The organism is Luteimonas sp. A501, from assembly GCF_054052085.1.
Genome location: NZ_JBSVRI010000003.1, coordinates 350,428 through 368,794, shown reverse-complemented (window position 1 = coordinate 368,794; position 18,367 = coordinate 350,428). Strand labels below are relative to the sequence as shown.

Annotated in this window: 17 protein-coding genes; 3 read left to right on the top strand and 14 right to left on the bottom strand. The window is 70.4% G+C overall.

The genetic code is table 11. From position 1 onward, the window contains the following. Positions 1-39: 39 nt before the first annotated feature. Positions 40-1,443, bottom strand: a complete 1,404-nt coding sequence (locus ACW7G5_RS11285; protein ID WP_457004557.1) for a septal ring lytic transglycosylase RlpA family protein — start codon at positions 1,441-1,443, stop codon at positions 40-42. Beyond that, positions 1,440-2,558: a lytic murein transglycosylase B gene (mltB, locus tag ACW7G5_RS11280; RefSeq protein ID WP_457004555.1), complete on the bottom strand. Its 1,119-nt coding sequence runs from the start codon at positions 2,556-2,558 to the stop codon at positions 1,440-1,442. Before mltB ends, ACW7G5_RS11285 begins: the two co-directional genes overlap by 4 nt. A gap of 197 nt (positions 2,559-2,755) precedes the next feature. Here mltB and ACW7G5_RS11275 point away from each other — a divergent pair, with 197 nt between their 5' ends. Next, on the top strand, positions 2,756-3,496 hold the full coding sequence (locus ACW7G5_RS11275; RefSeq protein ID WP_457004553.1) for a hypothetical protein: 741 nt from the start codon (positions 2,756-2,758) through the stop codon (positions 3,494-3,496). 57 nt (positions 3,497-3,553) lie between these two features. Here the strand turns inward: ACW7G5_RS11275 and rodA are convergent, their stop codons facing one another. Genes rodA through ACW7G5_RS11250 form a run of 5 tightly spaced genes read right to left on the bottom strand, consistent with a single transcriptional unit; the run spans position 3,554 to position 9,174 of the window. Continuing rightward, entirely contained in the window at positions 3,554-4,666 is a 1,113-nt protein-coding gene (gene rodA / locus ACW7G5_RS11270; RefSeq protein ID WP_457004551.1) for a rod shape-determining protein RodA, read from the bottom strand. After that, entirely contained in the window at positions 4,663-6,675 is a 2,013-nt protein-coding gene (gene mrdA / locus ACW7G5_RS11265) for a penicillin-binding protein 2 (RefSeq protein WP_457004549.1), read from the bottom strand. Before mrdA ends, rodA begins: the two co-directional genes overlap by 4 nt. Beyond that, positions 6,675-7,160 carry a rod shape-determining protein MreD gene (gene mreD, locus ACW7G5_RS11260; protein ID WP_457004547.1) on the bottom strand — a complete coding sequence of 162 codons (486 nt, stop codon included), beginning with the start codon at positions 7,158-7,160 and terminating at the stop codon, positions 6,675-6,677. Before mreD ends, mrdA begins: the two co-directional genes overlap by 1 nt. Then, complete coding sequence (gene mreC / locus ACW7G5_RS11255) at positions 7,157-8,107, bottom strand: rod shape-determining protein MreC (protein WP_457004545.1); 951 nt, start codon at positions 8,105-8,107, stop codon at positions 7,157-7,159. Before mreC ends, mreD begins: the two co-directional genes overlap by 4 nt. Before the next feature lie 23 nt (positions 8,108-8,130). Further along, the gene (locus ACW7G5_RS11250; protein ID WP_457004543.1) at positions 8,131-9,174 is read right to left on the bottom strand and encodes a rod shape-determining protein; all 1,044 of its coding nucleotides are present in this window, start codon (positions 9,172-9,174) and stop codon (positions 8,131-8,133) included. A gap of 274 nt (positions 9,175-9,448) precedes the next feature. Between ACW7G5_RS11250 and ACW7G5_RS11245 the strand changes: the two genes are divergently transcribed. Beyond that, positions 9,449-10,381 carry a carbohydrate kinase family protein gene (locus ACW7G5_RS11245; RefSeq protein WP_457004541.1) on the top strand — a complete coding sequence of 311 codons (933 nt, stop codon included), beginning with the start codon at positions 9,449-9,451 and terminating at the stop codon, positions 10,379-10,381. 34 nt (positions 10,382-10,415) lie between these two features. Here the strand turns inward: ACW7G5_RS11245 and ACW7G5_RS11240 are convergent, their stop codons facing one another. From ACW7G5_RS11240 to ubiE, 3 genes are all read right to left on the bottom strand, one after another. After that, on the bottom strand, positions 10,416-11,132 hold the full coding sequence (locus ACW7G5_RS11240) for a hypothetical protein (protein WP_457004754.1): 717 nt from the start codon (positions 11,130-11,132) through the stop codon (positions 10,416-10,418). Between the two features lie 124 nt (positions 11,133-11,256). Further along, on the bottom strand, positions 11,257-13,317 hold the full coding sequence (locus ACW7G5_RS11235; RefSeq protein WP_457004539.1) for a M1 family metallopeptidase: 2,061 nt from the start codon (positions 13,315-13,317) through the stop codon (positions 11,257-11,259). Positions 13,318-13,414: 97 nt separating this feature from the next. Beyond that, positions 13,415-14,173 carry a bifunctional demethylmenaquinone methyltransferase/2-methoxy-6-polyprenyl-1,4-benzoquinol methylase UbiE gene (gene ubiE / locus ACW7G5_RS11230; RefSeq protein ID WP_457004537.1) on the bottom strand — a complete coding sequence of 253 codons (759 nt, stop codon included), beginning with the start codon at positions 14,171-14,173 and terminating at the stop codon, positions 13,415-13,417. A 108-nt stretch (positions 14,174-14,281) separates the two neighbouring features. On the opposite strand from ubiE, the gene ACW7G5_RS11225 reads away from it, so the two are divergent. Further along, on the top strand, positions 14,282-14,737 hold the full coding sequence (locus ACW7G5_RS11225; RefSeq protein WP_457004535.1) for a nucleoside deaminase: 456 nt from the start codon (positions 14,282-14,284) through the stop codon (positions 14,735-14,737). Positions 14,738-14,755: 18 nt separating this feature from the next. Here ACW7G5_RS11225 and ACW7G5_RS11220 read toward each other — a convergent pair whose 3' ends face one another. The 4 genes from ACW7G5_RS11220 to xerC all read right to left on the bottom strand — a co-directional run bounded on the left by ACW7G5_RS11220 (position 14,756) and on the right by xerC (position 18,358). Continuing rightward, complete coding sequence (locus tag ACW7G5_RS11220; protein WP_457004533.1) at positions 14,756-15,190, bottom strand: hypothetical protein; 435 nt, start codon at positions 15,188-15,190, stop codon at positions 14,756-14,758. 138 nt (positions 15,191-15,328) lie between these two features. Next, positions 15,329-16,723, bottom strand: a complete 1,395-nt coding sequence (gene hslU / locus ACW7G5_RS11215; protein ID WP_457004752.1) for an ATP-dependent protease ATPase subunit HslU — start codon at positions 16,721-16,723, stop codon at positions 15,329-15,331. 8 nt (positions 16,724-16,731) lie between these two features. Beyond that, entirely contained in the window at positions 16,732-17,283 is a 552-nt protein-coding gene (gene hslV, locus ACW7G5_RS11210; RefSeq protein ID WP_457004532.1) for an ATP-dependent protease subunit HslV, read from the bottom strand. Between the two features lie 112 nt (positions 17,284-17,395). After that, the gene (gene xerC / locus ACW7G5_RS11205) at positions 17,396-18,358 is read right to left on the bottom strand and encodes a tyrosine recombinase XerC (protein WP_457004530.1); all 963 of its coding nucleotides are present in this window, start codon (positions 18,356-18,358) and stop codon (positions 17,396-17,398) included. Between the last annotated feature and the right edge of the window lie 9 nt (positions 18,359-18,367).

Genomic DNA, 18,367 nt, shown 5'->3' with positions numbered 1-18,367 from the left:
TTAACCGTGCGCGTCAGCCATGCGCGTTAACGTTCTGCATCACTCGCGCACGGGATGCGGCGCACCGAAGCCCAGGCTGGCGACGCGCGCGCCGAGCTCGGCGACGCCCGCGGGCGCCACCGGGCCCACGCGCAGGCGCCACACCGGCTTGCCCGCGGCAGTGCCGTCATGCAGCCGTGCGTCGCCGATCCCGGCACCGCGCAGCAGGGCGAGCGCACGCTCGGCGTTGTCGCGGGAACCGAAGGCTGCGACCTGGAGCAGGACGCCGGCAACCGATGTGGCCGGCGAAGGATCGCCCGCCGCGACAGCAGCCGCGGCGACCTTCACCGGTGCGCTGGCGGCCGGGGCCACAGTGCCGGTGCCGGCGTCCGCCGTGGAGGACGCCGCCACGGCCGCACCGACGGCGGCCGAGCCATAGGGATCGGGCTTTCCCGGCCGTCCGGTCGCGACGCGCGCGCGGCGGGACTTCATCCAGGCGTCGAACTCGTCGGCGGTCATCGCGCGGCCGTCCTGGTGCATGTCGAAACGCCAGTCGCCATTTGCTGAACCGGGCGCAGCGACTGGCGCGGCCACCGCGGCTGCAGGCGTCACTGCCTGCGCATCCGCGGCGGCCGGCCCGGGGGCCGCCGCCTGCGGTGCCGGCAGCGCGGCGACCAGCCCATCCAGCCCGCTCGGCGGTGCGGGCTGCGGGCGGCCGGTGGCCACGCGCACCCCGGGCGGCAGCCCGGTGGCCGGGTCGATCGCGGCGAGGCGGGCATCGGGTTCGTGGCGTGCGTTCTCGCCGGCACTCAGCGCGCGCACCTCGACCCTCGCGGTGCCGCGCGGATGCACGCCGATCTTGACCGCGGCGGCGTAGCTCAGGTCGACCACGCGGCCTTCGTGGAAGGGGCCGCGGTCGTTCACGCGCACTACCACCGACTGGCCGTTGTCGAGGTTGGTCACCCGCGCGAAGCTGGGCAGCGGCAGCGACTTGTGGGCCGCGGTGAACGCGTACATGTCGTAGACCTCCTGGTTGGAGGTCCGGCGGCCGTGGAACTTCTGGCCGTAATAGGACGCCTGCCCGGTCTCGACGAAGCCCTTGGCATCGTCAAGCACCCGGTAGGACCTGCCCTGCACCTTGTACGGAGAGCGGTTGCCGTAGCGCGAGCGCTCCAGGGCCACGATGTCCGGCTCCGGGATCGCATCCACGTCGGGGACGTAGTCCGGCGTCGTGTCCGCGACGCCGGGCTTGTACAGGCCGCCGGCCACGTAGTCGCCGCGCGTCGACGGGTCTTCCTGCGCCGGGGCATAGGGCGAGACCCGGGGGCCCTTGCCATCAACCGTGCGCGGAACCTGGTCTTCGGGAGGCGCGTCCTTGCTGGGCGAACCCGCGCAGCCGGCCAGCAGTGCAGCAGCCGCGGCGGCGGTCCACCAGCACGCGAGCCTGGCCCGCCGGTTGCTCATTGCGGTTCGCGCCCCGCGATCGCCTGCGCCAGCTGGTGCACGGCCAGCGAATACATCGGTGAACGGTTGTATCGGCTGATGACGTAGAAGTTGCGATAGCCGAGCCAGTATTCGCGGCCGTTGGCGCCATCGAACGAAAGCAGCGTGGCACCCTCGGCCACGGGCTGCCCGGGCAGCGGGCGATAGCCGCGTTCGGCGAGCTCGGACAGGCGATGCGCCGGGTCCAGGCCCTCGGGCTTGAAGTCGGCCGCACCGGCATCGCGACCGGCGCGCGCCACCACCGGCGCATCGCGCTCCCAACCGTGGATCACGAAGTAGTTGGCGATGGAGGCGAACACGTCGGGCTTGTGCGTGAGCAGGTCGCGGCGGCCATCGCCGTCACCGTCCTTCGCCCACAGGCGATAGCTGGAGGGCATGAACTGGCCCATGCCCATGGCGCCGGCATAGCTGCCCTTGAGCGCGGCGATGTCGAGCTGCGGCTCTTCGGCGTTGAGCGCGAACAGCTGCGCCAGCTCGCCGGCGAAAAACGGCGCGCGCTTGGGGAAGCCGAAGGCCAGCGTGTACAGCGCATCGACCACGCGATGGTTGCCGGTGATGCGGCCATAGCTGGTCTCGACGCCGATGATCGCGACGATGTACTCGGCCGGGACGCCGGTCTCCGCGGCAACCCGGTCGAGCGCGGCCCGGTTCTCGGCGTAGAAGGCCTTGCCGCCGCTGATGCGGGCATCGTTGATGAAGATCGGGCGGTAGTCGCTCCAGGGGCGCACGGCCTCGGCCGGACGCGACATCGCATCGATGATCGACTGCTTGTGCGCGGCGCCGGCAAGCACGTCGCGGATGCGCTGGCGATCGACGCCATACGTGTCCGCGGTGTAGTCGACGAAGGCGGCGATGCGCTGCGCTTCGGGGATCGCCGGGTCGGTCACCGACGGCGGCGCCACCGGGCGTTCCGGCGGCTGCGGCACCGCGGGCAGCGGCGCAGGTCCGGCTGCTGCGGGCGGCGATGCCGCGTCCACGGACGTGGCGTTGTGGGCGGTCTCGGCCGGAGTCGCGCAGGCGAACAGCGCGAGCGACACCAGGGAGGCGGATACGAGTGCTAGGGGGCGTTTGACCATCGGTCGCGAGGTTATCACGCGACACGACGGGCATGGCCTGGCGCCAGGTGAACGGCAGTGGGCACGACAATCCGTGACGGAGCGCACGCCATCTGGAAGGCCTGCCTGGCGTCCGCATGACGATCCGCACATCCGCGGGGATCACGCGGCATCCACCCTGCCGGAAAGGATACCCACCAGCAAAGGAAGGACTGACCATGACCCGTGCGGAACGCTTGCTCACCCTGTACTCCGGCGTGCTGACGCTCGCCGTCGCCACGGCACTGCTGACCGGCGCCACTTCGGGCAACAAGACCTCGTTCGAGGAAATCGACGTGCAGCGGCTCAACCTTCGTGAACCCGACGGTACGCTGCGCTACGTACTGTCGAGCTCCGCCCGTTTCCCGGGCGCGATCATCAAGGACAGGGAATACGCGCACCCGCGGCCCCAGGCGGGCATGTTGTTCTACAACGATGAAGGCTCGGAGGTCGGTGGGCTGATCTTCGCAGGCAGCCGCGACGCCAACGGCAAGATCCGCTCAGGTGGCAGCCTGACGTTCGACCGATACGAGCAGGACCAGATCGTGCAGATCATGGGCCTCGACCAGGGCGGCGACCGGACCCTGGCCGGCATGCAGGTCTCCGACCGCCCGTCACGCTCTATCGCGATCGACTTCGAGGAGAACGCGGAGATCGAAGCGATGCCCGAGGGTGAGCGCAAGGCGCTGATGGCAGGCCGCCGTGCCGGGAACCACTACGGCGCGGATCGCCTGTTCGTGGGCCGCAACGGCGGCGGCGACGCGACCCTGGTCATGAGCGACGCCAAGGGCAACCCGCGTATGCAGCTGAAAGTTGCAGCTGATGGCGGTGCCTCGATCGATTTCCTGGATGACCAGGGCACGGTCGTGGGCAGCCTGACTCCGGACTCCGTACCTGCCGCTACGACGCAGGCGGACTGAGTCCCGAGAGCGCCGACGCCACCGCGCCAGCCGACCGCGCCGGCCGCTGCGGTGGCCTCAGCGCTTGCGCACCGGGCGGTGCGCACCCACCGCCATCACCACGCCCATGCCGGCCAGCAGCGACACCGCGGCGGTGCCGCCGAAGCTCAGCAGCGGCATCGGCACGCCGACCACCGGCAGCAGCCCGGAAATCATGCCGCCGTTGACCAGCACGTAGACGAACAGCGACAGGCCGAGCGCGCCGACCAGCAGGCGCCCGAAGCCGTCGCGCGACTCCGCCGCGATCCACAGGCAGCGGCCCACCACCACCATGTACAGCGAGAGGACGGTAACCACGCCGACCCAGCCGAATTCCTCCGACAGCACCGCGAAGATGAAGTCGGTGGTGTGCTCGGGCACATAGTTCAGGTGCGACTGCGAACCCTCGCCCCAGCCCTGGCCGCGCAGGCCGCCGGAACCGATGGCGATCTTCGACTGGATGATGTTCCAGCCCGCGCCCAGGGGATCCGACTCGGGGTCGAGGAAGGTGAGGATGCGGTCCTTCTGGTAGGGCCGCAGCATCCAGAACCAGGCCGCCGGCGCCGCCGCCGCCGCCGCCGCGCCCGCGGCCACGAACCACCACCACGACATGCCGGCCAGGTAGAGCGCGAACACGCCGCTGGCGGCCACCAGCATCGCGGTGCCGAAGTCCGGCTGCAGCAGGATCAGCCCCGTGGGCAGTGCCACCAGCAGCATCGCCACCACCGTGACCGCGAAACCGGCCGGCTGCGGGCGCGCGTTGAGGTACCAGGCCACCATCATCGGCAGGCTGAGCTTGAGCAGCTCCGCCGGCTGGAAATAGAACACGCCGAGGTCGAGCCAGTGCGCGCCGCTGCGCCCGGTGCCGAGGAACAGCACCGCCACCAGCGGCAGCAGCGACAGCAGGTACACGGCCGGCGATGCATCGCGCAGGCGCAGCGGCGGCACCCGCGACAGCAGCCACAGCACCCCCAACCCGACGCCGTAGCGCGCACCCTGCGACGTCACCAGGGCGGGGTTCTGGCCCCCGGCGCTGTGCAGCACCGCCAGGCCGATGCCCATCAGCGCCAGCAGGGCGCCCAGCAGCATCCAGTCCAGGGTGCGCACGAAGCGCAGCACCAGGTCCAGCAGGAAGCGGAGGATCTCGTTCATGGCTGCGGCTCCACGGGCACGCCCGGGCGTGCGTCGTGGACTGCCGGGGGATCGACTGCCGCCGGTTCCAGCAGCTGCGCCCCCGGGCCCGGGAACACGGCACCGACCACGTCTTCAAACAAGTCGACCGGCGGCACGGCCACGCCATCGGCCACGGCGGTGGGCTCCGGCACCTCGCCCAGCAGCCAGGCATCGAAGATCTTCCGCGCGATCGGCGCCGCGGTGGCGCCGCCGTAGCCGCCGTGCTCGACCACCACCACCAGCGCGATGGTCGGCTGCTCAGCCGGCGCGTAGCCCGCGAACAGCGCCTGGTGGCGGAGGTGGTAGGGCAAGCTGCGGGGGTCCAGGCTGACGCTGCCGCGACGACTGACGCGCTGCGCGGTGCCGGTCTTGCCGGCCATCCGGTACGGCGCGCCGCGGGCCATGGCCGTCGCCGTGCCGCGGCCGTGGATGGTCGCCTCCATGCCCTCCTGCACCGCGCGCACGTGCGCCGGGCTATCGCTGATGCGCGCCGCGGGCGCGGCCGCCAGCGGCGCCCAGGGCAGGTCGTAGCCGCTGCGCCGCTCGGCCGCCAGGCGCAGCGGATGCAGCATGCCGCCGTTGGCGATGGCCGCGGTGCCGCGCGCCATCTGCAGCGCCGTGGCGACCCAGTAGCCCTGGCCGATGCCGGCGATCACCGTCTCGCCCGGATACCAGGGCTCGCGGCTGTTGCCCAGTTTCCATTCGCGCGAAGGCACGATCCCCGACGTCTCCCCGGTCAGGTCGATGCCGGTGGGTTCGCCGAAGCCGTAGCGGTGCATGTACTCCGCCAGGCGGTCGATGCCCATGTCGTAGGCGAGCTTGTAGTAGTAATAATTGATCGAACGCGAGATCGAGTCGCGCAGGTCGACCCAGCCGGCGCCACGCCCGGCGTCGCGGTAGCCGCGGCTCTGCCCGGGGATGAAGAACTCGCCGGTGGAGAACACCCGGCTTTCCGGCGTGCGCAGGCCGCTGTCGAGGCCGGCCAGGGCCATGAAGGGCTTCACGATCGAGCCCAGCGGCCCGCCGCCCAGCACGTTGCGGTTGAACAGCGGCCGCGCCGGGTCGTCCATCAGCCCGCGGTAATCGGTGGTGGAAATTCCGTTGACGAACAGGTTGGGGTCGTAGCTGGGCAGGCTGACCATCGCCAGCACCTGGCCCGTGGCCGGGTCCACCGCCACCGCCGAGCCCTGCATCTCGCCGAAGGCCACCACCATCGCTCGCTGCAGCTCGACGTCCAGCGACAGCTTCAGGTCGGCGCCCGCGGTGGCCGGCATCAGGCCGACCCTGCGCAGTGCCCGGCCCTCGACGTTGGTTTCGACCTGCTCATAGCCGACCACGCCGCGCAGGGCTTCGTCGTAATACCGCTCCAGGCCGGCGCGCCCGGTATGGGTGAACACCGCATGGGCTTCACCGAAGCGCTCGATGTCGCTGTCATCGGTGCGCCCGACGTAGCCGACCACGTGCGCCAGCAGATCGCCATAGGGGTAGCGGCGGTTGAGGTAGGGCACCAGCTCGACGCCCGGGAAGCGCCAGCGTTCGACCGCGAAGCGCGCGGCCTCCTCGTCGCTGATGCGCAGCTTCAGCGGAATCGCACGGAAGGAACGAGTGGACTTGCGCGCGACCTCGAAACGCTCGATGTCCTCGGGCGCGAGCTCCACCAGCTCCGACAGCGCATCCACCAGCGCGGGGATGTCGCCGGCCTCCTCGGGGGTCACGTCGAGGCGGTAGGCGGGCACGTTGTCGGCCAGGATCCGGCCTTCGCGGTCCAGGATCAGGCCGCGCCCCGGCACCACCGGCCGCGGCTTGATGCGGTTGGCGTGCGAACGCTTGGCGTAGTCGTCGTGATCGAGCACCTGCAGCTTGAAATACCAGCCGGCCAAGCCCCCCAGCGCCAGCACGACCACGGCAAAGCCGATCAGGGCACGCCCGCGGAACAGGCGCGCCTCGGCCTCGGCGTTGCGAAGCCGACGGCCCCGCGGACCCGACATCACCGGTGCGCGCCGCGGCGGATCCGCAGCGCGTCAAGCAGCACGAACAGCGGTGCCCACAGCAGCATGCCTGGCAGCGGCGCCCACCAGTACGCCAGCGGCAGCACCGGCTCGCCCAGGCCGAAATGGATCACAGTGCTGATCACGCGGTCGTTGAGCAGCAGGCCACCGATCGCCAGCGCCTGCTGCGGCATCGGGAAAAAGCGCAGCTGGGTGCGGAAGCGCTGCAGGATGAAGGTCATCACCACCAGCCGCAGCGCCTGTTCGCCGAGCAGGCCGCCGAAGGCGAGGTCGGCCACCAGGCCCGCGCCGAAGGCGAAGCCCAGGCCGACGCGTTCGCTGTCCTCGATCACCCAGTAGGCCAGCACCAGGGCCAGCCAGTACGGGCGCAGCGGCTGCAGCAGGGCGGGCATGGGCAGCAGGCCGAGCAGCAGGGCCAGCAGTACGCTGACCGGCAGCAACCAGCCGCGGTCGCGGGCGCTCATGGCACGACTCCTGGCGCTGGCGTCGCCGCATCCACCACGTCCGCAGCCGCTTGCCCGGCACCGGGCACGGCATCGGCTGCCGCGGCCGGCGGCGCCTCGTCCCGCGCCATCGGTTGCTCGCGCAGCAGCAGCACGTCGCGACCGCGGTCGAGCTGGGCCGCGGCGTTGACGTCGCCGAGCAGGAACGCGCGACTGTCATCGGGGCGCAGGGCCGCGATCGTGCCCACCGGAAAGCCCGGCGGGAAGCGGCCACCAAGCCCGGAGGTGATCAGCACGTCGCCGGCGCGCACGTCGCTTGACAGCGGCACGTTGCGCAGTTCCAGCACGTCGCTGCGGCCGGTGCCGTATACGATCAGGCGCACGCCGGTGCGCGCCACCGCCACCGGCACGGCGTGGTCGGGGTCGGTCAGCAGCAGCACCACGGCCGTGGTCGGCGTGGCCTCGATCACCTGCCCGACCAGGCCGCCGGCATCGATCACCGCCTGCCCGCGACGCACCCCGGTGCGGGTGCCGGCGTTGAGCATCAAGCGCTGGCGGGTGGGGTCGAGGTCGACATCGAGGATCGGCGCCAGCTGCACGTCCTGGCTGCCGCGTTCGGCGGCACCAAGCAGGCCGCGCAGGCGCGCGCTCTCCTCGGCTTCGACCTGCAGCCGCGCCTGCCGGGCGGCACCGAGCAGGAGCTCGTTGCGCAGGTGGCGGTTCTCTTCGGACAGCCGGGTCCGGCTGGCGGCGTCGTCGCGGACGCTCTCGCCCAGGCGCGCGGGCAATCCGGCCAGCCACCACACCGGCTGCATGGCCACGCTGGCGTGGCCGCGCGCCTGGGCCAGCCAGTCACCGCGGTGATCAAGCACAAGCAGCGTCACCGACAGCGCGAGGTAGGCCAGCAGCTTCAGCGTGCCGGTGACGTCACTGGATCGGGGTGCGGCGGGACCGGCGTAGTTGGGCACGGTGTTGGCGGGGGTCGGTCAGGTCACTCCGAGGCGAAGAACTCGTTGCCGTGCATGTCCAGCAGCTCCAGCGCACGGCCACCGCCGCGGGCCACGCAGGTCAACGGGTCCTCGGCCACCTGTACATGCAGGCCGGTCTCCTCGCTCAGCAGGCGGTCGATGTCGCGCAAGAGGGCGCCGCCGCCGGTGAGCACGATGCCGCGCTCGGCGACGTCGGCGCTGAGCTCCGGCGGGGTCTGTTCCAGCGCCTGGCGCACCGCGGCCACGATGCCCATCAGCGGTTCGCGCAGCGCATCGAGCACCTCGTTCGAGTTGATCTTGACCATCTTCGGCACGCCCTCGGCCAGGTGACGGCCGGAGATCTCGGTTTCCAGGACCTTTTCCTGCGGGTAGGCGCAGCCGAGTTCGATCTTGACCCGCTCGGCCGTGGCCTCGCCGATCAGCATGCCGTGGTTGCGGCGCACGTAGTTGATGATCGACTCGTCGAAGCGGTCGCCGCCGATGCGCGCGGACTGCGAATAGACGATGCCGTTGAGCGCGATCACCGCGACTTCCGTGGTGCCGCCGCCGATGTCGACCACCATCGAGCCGCGCGCCTCGGTGACCGGCATGCCGGCACCGATCGCGGCGGCCATGGGCTCTTCGATCAGGGAGACATCGCGGGCACCGGCCTCCATCGCCGAGTCCTTGATGGCGCGCTTCTCCACCTGGGTGGACCCGGCCGGGACGCAGATCAGCACCCGCGGGCTGGGCCGCAGGAAGCGGCCCTTGTGCACCTTGCGGATGAAGTACTTGAGCATTTCCTCGGTATAGGTGAAGTCGGCGATCACGCCGTCCTTCATCGGCCGGTGGGTGGTGAGGTGGCCTGGCGTGCGGCCGAGCATCTGCTTGGCCTCGCTGCCCACCGCGGCGACCGCCCTTGGGCCGCCGTTGCGGTCCTGGCGGATGGCCACCACCGACGGCTCGTTGAGCACGATGCCCTGGCCGCGGACGAAAATAAGGGTGTTGGCCGTGCCCAGGTCGATGGACAGGTCATTGGAGAACATGCCGCGGAACTTCTTGAACATCGGGGGCGCGCGTCCGTCAGGAGGGGGGCGGGAACGGGGGAATTCCCGGAGAAAACCGGATCATCAAGCGTAGCAACCACCCCCTGCCCCGGCAAGGAAAAACGCCCCGGCGCACGCCGTGCGGCTTGGCCCGGCGCGACGGCGGGGCTAACCTGTGCGGCGGTCTGGCCCCGAAGGGGCCGCGCCAACATCGCCGCCGGTCCGCGGCATTGCACGATATCCCCGAAAAACGCCGTCCCACCGGGCCGGCACCAGCCCCCGGAGCACTTTCCCGATGCCTGCACTGATCTGCGGTTCCCTGGCCTACGACACCATCATGGTGTTCCCCGACCAGTTCAAGAACCACATCCTGCCGGACAAGGTGCACATCCTGAACGTGTCGTTCCTGGTGCCGCGGATGCGCCGCGAATTCGGCGGCTGCGCCGGCAACATCGCCTACAACCTGAAGCTGCTGGGTGGCGACCCGATCCCGATGGCGACCGTCGGCCAGGACTTCGGACCCTATCGCGACTACTTCGCCGAGCTCGGGATCCCGCTCGCCCACGTCAAGGAAATCCCGGAGCTGTTCACGCCGCAGGCGTTCATCACCACCGACCTCGACAACAACCAGATCACCGCCTTCCACCCCGGCGCGATGATGCGCTCGTACGAAAACCACGTGCGCGACGTGCCCGGCGTGAGCATCGGCATCGTCAGCCCGGACGGCTACGAAGGCATGATCCAGAATTCGAAGGAGTTCGCCGAGGCCGGCATTCCCTTCATCTTCGACCCGGGCCAGGCGATGCCGCTGTTCAACGGCGCGGAGCTGCGCGCCTTCATCGAGCAGGCCGACTACGTCACAGTCAACGACTACGAGTCGAACCTGCTGCAGGAGCGCACCGGCTGGGACGAAGCCACCATCGCCGGCAAGGTCAAGGCCTACATCACCACGCGCGGTCCCAGGGGCGTGGTGATCTACGCCGACGGCAAGACCTACGACGTGCCGCCTGCGCACGAGACCCGCGTCACCGACCCGACCGGCTGCGGCGACGCGTTCCGCGCCGGCCTGCTGTTCGGCATCGAGAAAGGGTACGACTGGGAAACCATCGGCCGCATCGGCAACCTGATGGGCGCACTGAAGGTCGAGCACCCGGGCACGCAGAACCAGCGATTCGACTACGACGAGTTCGCGGCGCAGTTCAGGCAGCAGTTCGGCTACGCGCTGTAATCCGCCGCGTGCGCGGGCGGTCCCTGCGCTTGACTCAGTTCCAGGCCGGCAACTGCTTGCGGTCCAGGCCAGCGACTTCGAACTCGACGGTACGCGTGCCGCCGGCCTTGACCGGATACTCCACCACCAGCCGCTTCGCGCCGTCGATCATCCGCCACAGCGCCTTTTCATCATCGATGAACATGGCGATGGCTTCGTCGGTGTCGGGACGGTTGGCGGCCATCTTCTTCGGCGTCGCATCGTCCACCGTGACCGTGACCCGGCAGGCCCCGTAGCAGTCGAAGTCGCCGGCCTGCATCACCAGGTAGCTGCTGCGGCCCCAGTCCGGATGGTCGCGGAAGATCAGGCGCACGGGCTTTTCGCCGCTGCCGTCGCTGTCGACGCCCTGGCGTGAAAAAATCGCCGCTGAAAGCTGGTTGCCGCCCTTCACCGGCTCGCTGTTGTAGGCCCAGAGCGCTTCCACGCGGGCCTCCTCGCGGACCTGGTTGCCCTTGGCCCGCGCCTCTTCGTGCAGCGGGCGGATGCGTTCGGCCGCGGCCGTGTCCGGGTAGCGCGCCAGCAGCACGTCGCCCTGGGCGCCGGCCAGCACCCAGTTTTCCGCGGCGTAGGCGGTGTCGAAGTCGGCTGCGGCCTGCTCGGCCGCGGCTTCGTTGGCCTGCGCCTGCGAAGCGGCCTGGGCTTCGGCCTGCGCGGCCGGGTCCTGGCAGGCGGCCAGCGCCAGCAGCGCGGCGGAAAGAGCTACCGCGACCATGGTGGGGCGTCGTGCGCTGTCAGAGCGTGGCGTGTTCATGCGGAACCTCGTCTTGCGGTGAACGTTTTGACCAACGGTGCCGGAAACGACCGTGCGCGGGTGATCGCCAGCGCCCGCGGCCTGGTCAGCGACCGGTGGGCGCCGGGCGCGTGGGGTCGCCGTCCGCGGCCGGCATCGCCGGTTCCGTCGCGGCCGGCGGCGGCACGGGCTCGGCGGGCTCGACCGCCGCCGGCGCCACCGGCGTGCCGGTGCCCGGCGCCGGCTTCGCTTCGGCGATGACCTTCTCCACCGAACCGGTGGTGATCGGGTGGTAGCCCGGGCGCGCGGCGGCCAGCTGCTCCTTGGCGAACGCCAGGCCGGCCTCGGTGGCGACCAGCGCCTGGTAGGTCGGCATGATCAGCTTGCGGCGGCCGATGGTGCGCAGGAAGTCGGCGATCGCCGGGTAGGCCTGCACGTAGCCGCTGCGCACCGCCAGTGGGTACCAGCGCTGCGCGATCTCGCCGTTGGGCGTGCCGGTGAAGGCGTAGGCGGTGTCGAGCTGCGACAGCTGCTCGGCCGAAAGCGTCTCCGGCATGCCTTCGAGGAAATGCACCCATTCCTGCGTGCTCCACTCGTCGGTGATCACCGCCGGCGGCACCGTGCCGCTGCCCAGCCAGCCCAGGCGCGCGCTGTCGACCACGCCGAAGTTGCGCGACAGCACCTGCGGCGCGGTGGCCGGAATCCCGGGCTCGTACAGCCAGGCGTCGAACTCTTCGCGGCTCACCTTGCCGGGGTACTTGCCCAGCAGGTGCTCGTTGGCGTACTCGACGAAGCGCGACGTGGGGATCGACTGGAACGCGAAATGATCGAAATAGCCGCGCAGGAAGGCGTCGAACTCGGCACGGCCGAAGCGCTCTTCAAGGAACTGCAGGAACCACGCGCCCTTGTCGTAGGACACGGCGCTGAGCGAGTCGTCCGGATCCTTGACCACGCCCGGGCGCACCGCCAGCGCCTGCTCCTCCGGACTCATGTTCGCGATCTCGGCCTTCAGGCCGTTGCGCGAGATCACGTATTCCATGTCGGCGCGTTCCTTGCCGAACAGCGCCTCGATGATGCGGTTCTCGACGTAGCTGGTGAAGCCTTCGTTGAGCCAGCCGTCCTTGGCGCTGGAGTTGGTCACCAGGTTGCCCGACCAGCTGTGCGCCAGCTCGTGCGCGATCAGCGCCACCAGCGACTTGTCGCCGACGATCACGGTGGGCGTGGCGAAGGTCAGGCGCGGGTTTTCCATGCCGCCATAGGGGAACGACGGCGGCAGCACCAGGATGTCGTAGCGCTCCCAGCGGTAGGGGCCGTAGAGCGACTCGGCGGTGGCGATCATCTTCTCGGTGTCTTCGAACTCGGCCACCGCGCGATCAACCGCGGCCGGCTCCGCCCAGACGCCGGAGCGCGCCGAGATCGGCTTGAACACCAGGTCGCCGGCGGCGATCGCCATCAGGTACGAGGGAATGCGCTGCGGCATGCTGAAGCTGTAGTCGCCATCGCGTGCGGCCGCCGGATCATTGTCGGCGCTCATCAGCACCATCACGTCAGCCGGCGCGGTCACGTGCGCGCTGTAGGTGTAGCGCACGCGCGGCGTGTCCTGCAGCGGCACCCACGAGCGCGCGTGGATCGCCTGCGACTGGCTGAACATGAAGGGCGTGGCCTTGCCCTCGGTCATCGCAGCATCGAGCCACTGCAGGCCCGAGGCCTCGGGCACCGTGCGGTAGGCCACGCGGATGTGCGCGTTGCGCTCCGGCGCCTGGATGGTGAGCTTGCTGCCGAGCAGGTCGTCGCGCCCGGCCAGCGCGTATTCCAGCGGTTGCCAGGCGCCGCCCTCGCCCTCGCCTTCCACGCGTTCGATCTTGAGGTCGCGGGTGTCGAGCACGAGCTCGGTAGCCGCGTCATCGCGCCAGTCGAGGGTGTAGGTGGCGGTGCCGCTGATGGTGCGGGCGTCGAAATCAAGCGCCAGGTCGAGCGCCAGGTCGTCGATGGCGACCTTGTCGGGGTCTGCGTAGGAGTGCTCGTCGTAGTCGTCGCCGCTGGCGGCGGCCTGCGGCTTGGGCGCCGGCGGCGCATCGGTGGGGGTCGGCTCGCGCTTGCAGGCGACAGCGGCGAACAGGACCAGCGCCGCGATGGCGGCCAGGCGAAGGGTGCGGCTCAGGGTCATGGACGGGGGTCCGGTGATTGGAACAGCCCCCGATTCTAGCCGGTGGTCGCCGCCGGATGCGCCCGCGCGGCGATTCGTGCGGCGATTTGCGCCGCGCTCAGGCCTTGTAGCCGTCGTGGATGGCGACGATCCCGCCCGACAGGTTGCGGTAACGGCAGCGCGCGAAGCCCGCGGCCTCCATCATCGACTTGAGCTCTTCCTGCGGCGGATGCTTGCGGATGGATTCGGCCAAATACTGGTAGCTGTCGGCGTCGCTGGCGAACAGCCGGCCCAGGCGCGGCAACACCTTGAAGGAGTGGAAGTCGTACGCGGGCTTGAACCAGTCCGGCACCTCGGAGAACTCCAGCACGCGTGCCTGCCCGCCGACCTTGAGCACGCGCAGCATCTCGCGCAGGCCGGCGTCCTTGTCGGTCACGTTGCGCAGCCCGAAGGCGATCGTGACCAGGTCGAAGCTGGCGTCCGGGAACGGCAGCGACTGCGCGTTGCACTGCACATAGCTGAAGCCGCGCACGTGGCCGCGGTCGACCATGCGGTCGCGGCCCACGCGCAGCATGTTGCCGTTGATGTCGCCCAGCACCAGTTCCCCGGTCTCGCCCACGCGCGGGCGCAGCAGCGCGGCCACGTCGCCGGTGCCGCCGGCGAGATCGAGCACGCGGTCGCCGCGGCTGACCTGCGCGGTGGCGGTGAAGTAGCGCTTCCACAGCCGGTGGATGCCGAACGACATCAGGTCGTTCATCAGGTCGTAGCTGCCGGCCACCGACGAGAACACCTCGCCCACCAGCTTCTGCTTCTCGCCCACCGGCACGTCGCGGAAGCCGAAGTGGGTGGTGTCGGGGCGGGGGTCGCGGTCGGTCATGGCGGCGATTATCGCACCGTGGCGGCAGCGGCGCGCGCGCATCGCGGACCGCAGGCCCCGCGGCATGGCACGATGCCGGCCCTCCCCCGCCCGCCTGGAGCGCCCGCCATGATCGCCACCCCGGACTACCGCGCCCTGCTCGACACCGCCATCGACGAGGCCCGCCAGGGCCTGGCCGAGGGCGGGATCCCGATCGGCGCCGCCCTGTACCACGCCGACGGCCGCCTGCTCGGCTGCGGCCACAACCGCCGCGTGCAGGAGGACGACCCGTCCATCCACGGCGAGACCGACGCCTTCCGCAAGGCCGGCCGCCAGCGCTCCTACCGCGACACGATCATGGTCACCACGCTGGCGCCCTGCTGGTACTGCAGCGGGCTGGTGCGGCAGTTCAACATCGGCACGGTGGTGGTGGGCGAGGCGGTGAACTTCGCCGGCGGGGTTGAATGGCTGCGGGAGAGCGGCACCGAGGTGGTGGTGCTGGATGACGAACGCTGCGTCACGATGATGGGCGAGTGGATCGAGGCCAATCCGGGGCTTTGGAACGAGGATATCGGGGAGGAGTGAGGCCGCGGTGCGGCTTTCTCACCGCCCCTCGATCGTGAACGCCCCGAATGCCACGCCCAGATCCACGCCCTCGCCGGTGCCGGCCAGGGCGAGCGAGACTTCGCCCTTGGTCATCACCTGGGCCTTGCTGGACTTCACCACGCCGGCGTGGGCTTCGCCCGAGACGTAGGTGCCAAGCACCTCGCTGATCGAGTCCACGCCGGAGAACTGGCCGCGGCCGCCGCGGATCTCGGACTTGCCGACGGTCAGGCCACCGCCGCGGGCTTCGATGGTCACGGCGCGCGACTGGCCGTTGTCGCAGCTGACCCGGCCGCTGCCCGAGCCGGTCTTGTAGAACACGGACCAGCCGGACATGTCGAAATCCAGGCGGCAGGACACGTCGCCGGCGGCGGCGGGCGCGGCGGCCAGCAGCAGCACGAGCGCGGCGCCGGTGATCGAAAGGGGACGGTGCATGGTGGCCTCGCGGAAGCGGTCCGGGGGACCAGTCTGCCAGCCGGACATGCCCGGATGCGCGCCGCCTGCTGAATGCCGGCCCTCCCCCGCCCCCGCGCGGTCGCGGGAGCGGGAGCGGGATGCGTCCTGCCGGCGCGCTTACAGGATGTAGCGGCTCAGGTCCTGGTCCTGCACCAGCTCGCCCAGCTGTGCATCGACATAGGCGCGGTCGATGCTGACGACGCCGCCGCGGTCGGGCGCCTCGAAGCTCAGGCTGTCCAGCAGCCGCTCGAGCACGGTGTGCAGGCGGCGCGCGCCGATGTTTTCCTGGCGCTCGTTGACCTCGGCGGCGATCTCGGCCAGGCGGTCGATGGCGTCGTCGGTGAAGTCGAGCTCCAGGCCTTCGGTCTTCATCAGCTCGACGTACTGCTTGGTCAACGCGGCCTTGGGCTCGGTCAGGATGCGCACGAAGTCGTCCTTCAGCAGCGCCGTGAGCTCGACCCGGATCGGGAACCGGCCCTGCATCTCCGGGATCAGGTCGCTGGGCTTGGCCAGGTGGAAGGCGCCGGATGCGATGAACAGGATGTGGTCGGTCTTCACCGGGCCGTACTTGGTGCTGACGGTGCTGCCTTCGACCAGCGGCAGCAGGTCGCGCTGCACGCCCTCGCGGCTGACGTCGGCGCCCATGCCCTCGCTGCGCTTGGCGACCTTGTCGATCTCGTCGATGAAGACGATGCCGTGCTGTTCGCAGGCCTCGATCGCGGCCGCGCGCACTTCGTCCTCGTTGACCAGCTTGCCGGCCTCTTCCTCGATGAGCAGCGGACGCGCGGCGTGGATCGGCATGCTGCGCTTGTTGGTCTTGCCACTGCCGAGGTTGGCGAACATCTGCCGCAGCTGCTGGCCCATTTCCTCCATGCCCGGCGGGGTCATGATGTCGACGCCACCGCCGGCGGCAAGGTCGAGTTCGATCTCGCGCCCGTCGAGCTCGCCGGAGCGCAGCTGGCGGCGCAGCTTCTGGCGGGTCTCCGACTCCTGCGACGACGGCTCGGCACCGATGTCGACGGTGGTGCTGCCCTGCGCCGCGGCGCCGAAGCCGAAGCCGGGCGACTGGGACTGCTCGCGCTTGGGCAGCAGTGCGTCGAGGATCCGGTCCTCGGCGCGCTCCTCGGCCTGGGTGCGCATCTTCTGCTTGGCCTGCTCGCGGTAGAGCTTGACCGCGGTGTCGGCGAGGTCGCGGATGATCTGCTCGACGTCCTTGCCGACGTAGCCGACCTCGGTGAAGCGCGTGGCCTCCACCTTCACGAACGGCGCGTTGGCCAGCGTCGCCAGGCGGCGCGCGATCTCGGTCTTGCCGACGCCGGTGGGGCCGATCATCAGGATGTTCTTGGGCATGACCTCGTTGCGCAGCTCGTCGCCGAGCTGGGCGCGGCGCCAGCGGTTGCGCAGCGCGATCGCGACCGCGCGCTTGGCCTCCTGCTGGCCGACGATGTGGCGGTCAAGCTCCTGCACGATCTCGCGCGGGGTCATGGTGGCGTGGGAGGTGTCGATCTTCATGGCCATGCTCAGAGCTCCTCGACCACGACGTTGCGGTTGGTGTAGATGCAGATGTCGCCGGCGATGTTGAGCGACTCGGTGGCGACCATGCGCGCGTCCATCTGCGTGTGCGCGAGCAGCGCGCGCGCCGCGGACAGCGCGAACGGGCCGCCGGAGCCGATCGCGATCAGCCCGTCCTCGGGCTCGATCACGTCGCCGGTGCCGCTGATGATCAGCGAGGTGTCCCTGTCGGCCACCGCGAGCAGCGCTTCGAGCTTCCCAAAGCGGCGCTCGGTGCGCCAGTCCTTCGCAAGCTCCACCGCGGCGCGGGTGAGCTGGCCGTGCTTCTCGAGCTTGGATTCGAAGAGTTCGAACAGAGTGAAGGCATCGGCGGCCGCGCCGGCGAAGCCCGCGAGGATCTGGCCGTCCTTGCCGAGGCGGCGCACCTTGCGCGCGTTCGACTTCATCACCGTGTTGCCGAGGGTCACCTGGCCGTCGCCGGCGATGGCGACGCGGCCCTCGCGGCGCACCGACACGATGGTCGTGGCGTGGAATACGTGGGGATTCTGGCTGGGGTCCATGCGGCCTCCGTGGGCTGAATCCTCTGGATGGGGTTGGTCGCGGAGGGATGCAAGGGTCCCGTCGGCGCGCCGCGCCTCTGTAGGAGCAGCTATAGCTGCGACCCGGGCCGGGTCAGTCCTTGCGGCGCTTGGCCCGCGGATGCGCGTCGTCGTAGACCTTCGCCAGGTGCTGGAAATCCAGGTGCGTGTAGATCTGCGTGGTCGCGATGTCCGCGTGTCCCAGCAGCTCCTGCACGCCGCGCAGGTCACCGGACGATTCCAGCATGTGGCTGGCGAATGAATGCCGCAGCAGATGGGGATGCACGCGCTTGAACAGACCCTGCCGCCGCGCCAGCTCGCGCAGCCGGAGCTGCACTGCACGCGCACTGATCGGTGCACCGCCGCGGCCGGGAAAGACCGGCGTGTCAGGGCCCGGCAGCGAACCCGCATCCGAGCCGCGCGCACTCCCGCTCGCGCTACCTTCCGCGCGCCAGTTTGCAAGCGCCTTGCAGGCGTGCGAGCCCACCGGCACGGTGCGCTGGCGGCTGCCCTTGCCGAGTACCGTCACCAGGCCCTGGTCCATGTCCAGGTCGCGCCAGCGCAGCAGGCGCAGCTCGGTCAGGCGCAGGCCCGAGGAATAGAACAGCTCCAGCAAAGCGCGGTCGCGCAGGCCCAGCGGCGCGTCGGTCGGCACCTCCACCAGGGCCATGGCTTCGTCGACATCCAGCACCTGCGGCAGCTTGCGCGGCGCGCGCGGGGCGCGCACGCCGGTGGCGGGATTGGCGGCGATGCGACCGTGCTTCAGCAGCCACTGGTAGAAGCTGCGACAGCCCGACAGCCGACGCTGCAGGCTCTTGGGCGCCAGCCCGCGGCGATGCTCTGCGGCGACAAAGGCGCGCAGCGCGGCGCTGTCGAGCGCCAGCAGGTCGTCATGGCCCGCGCCTGCAGACCACCCCGCCAGCGCGGCCAGGTCGCGGCGGTAGGCGTCCAGGGTGTGCGCCGACATCCGGCGCTCGAACTCGATGTGGGCGAGGAAGTCGACGACCGCCGGATGCGTGCCAGCGACCGCCGTGCCTCCCGCGTTCTTCGCGCCCACAAGCCGACC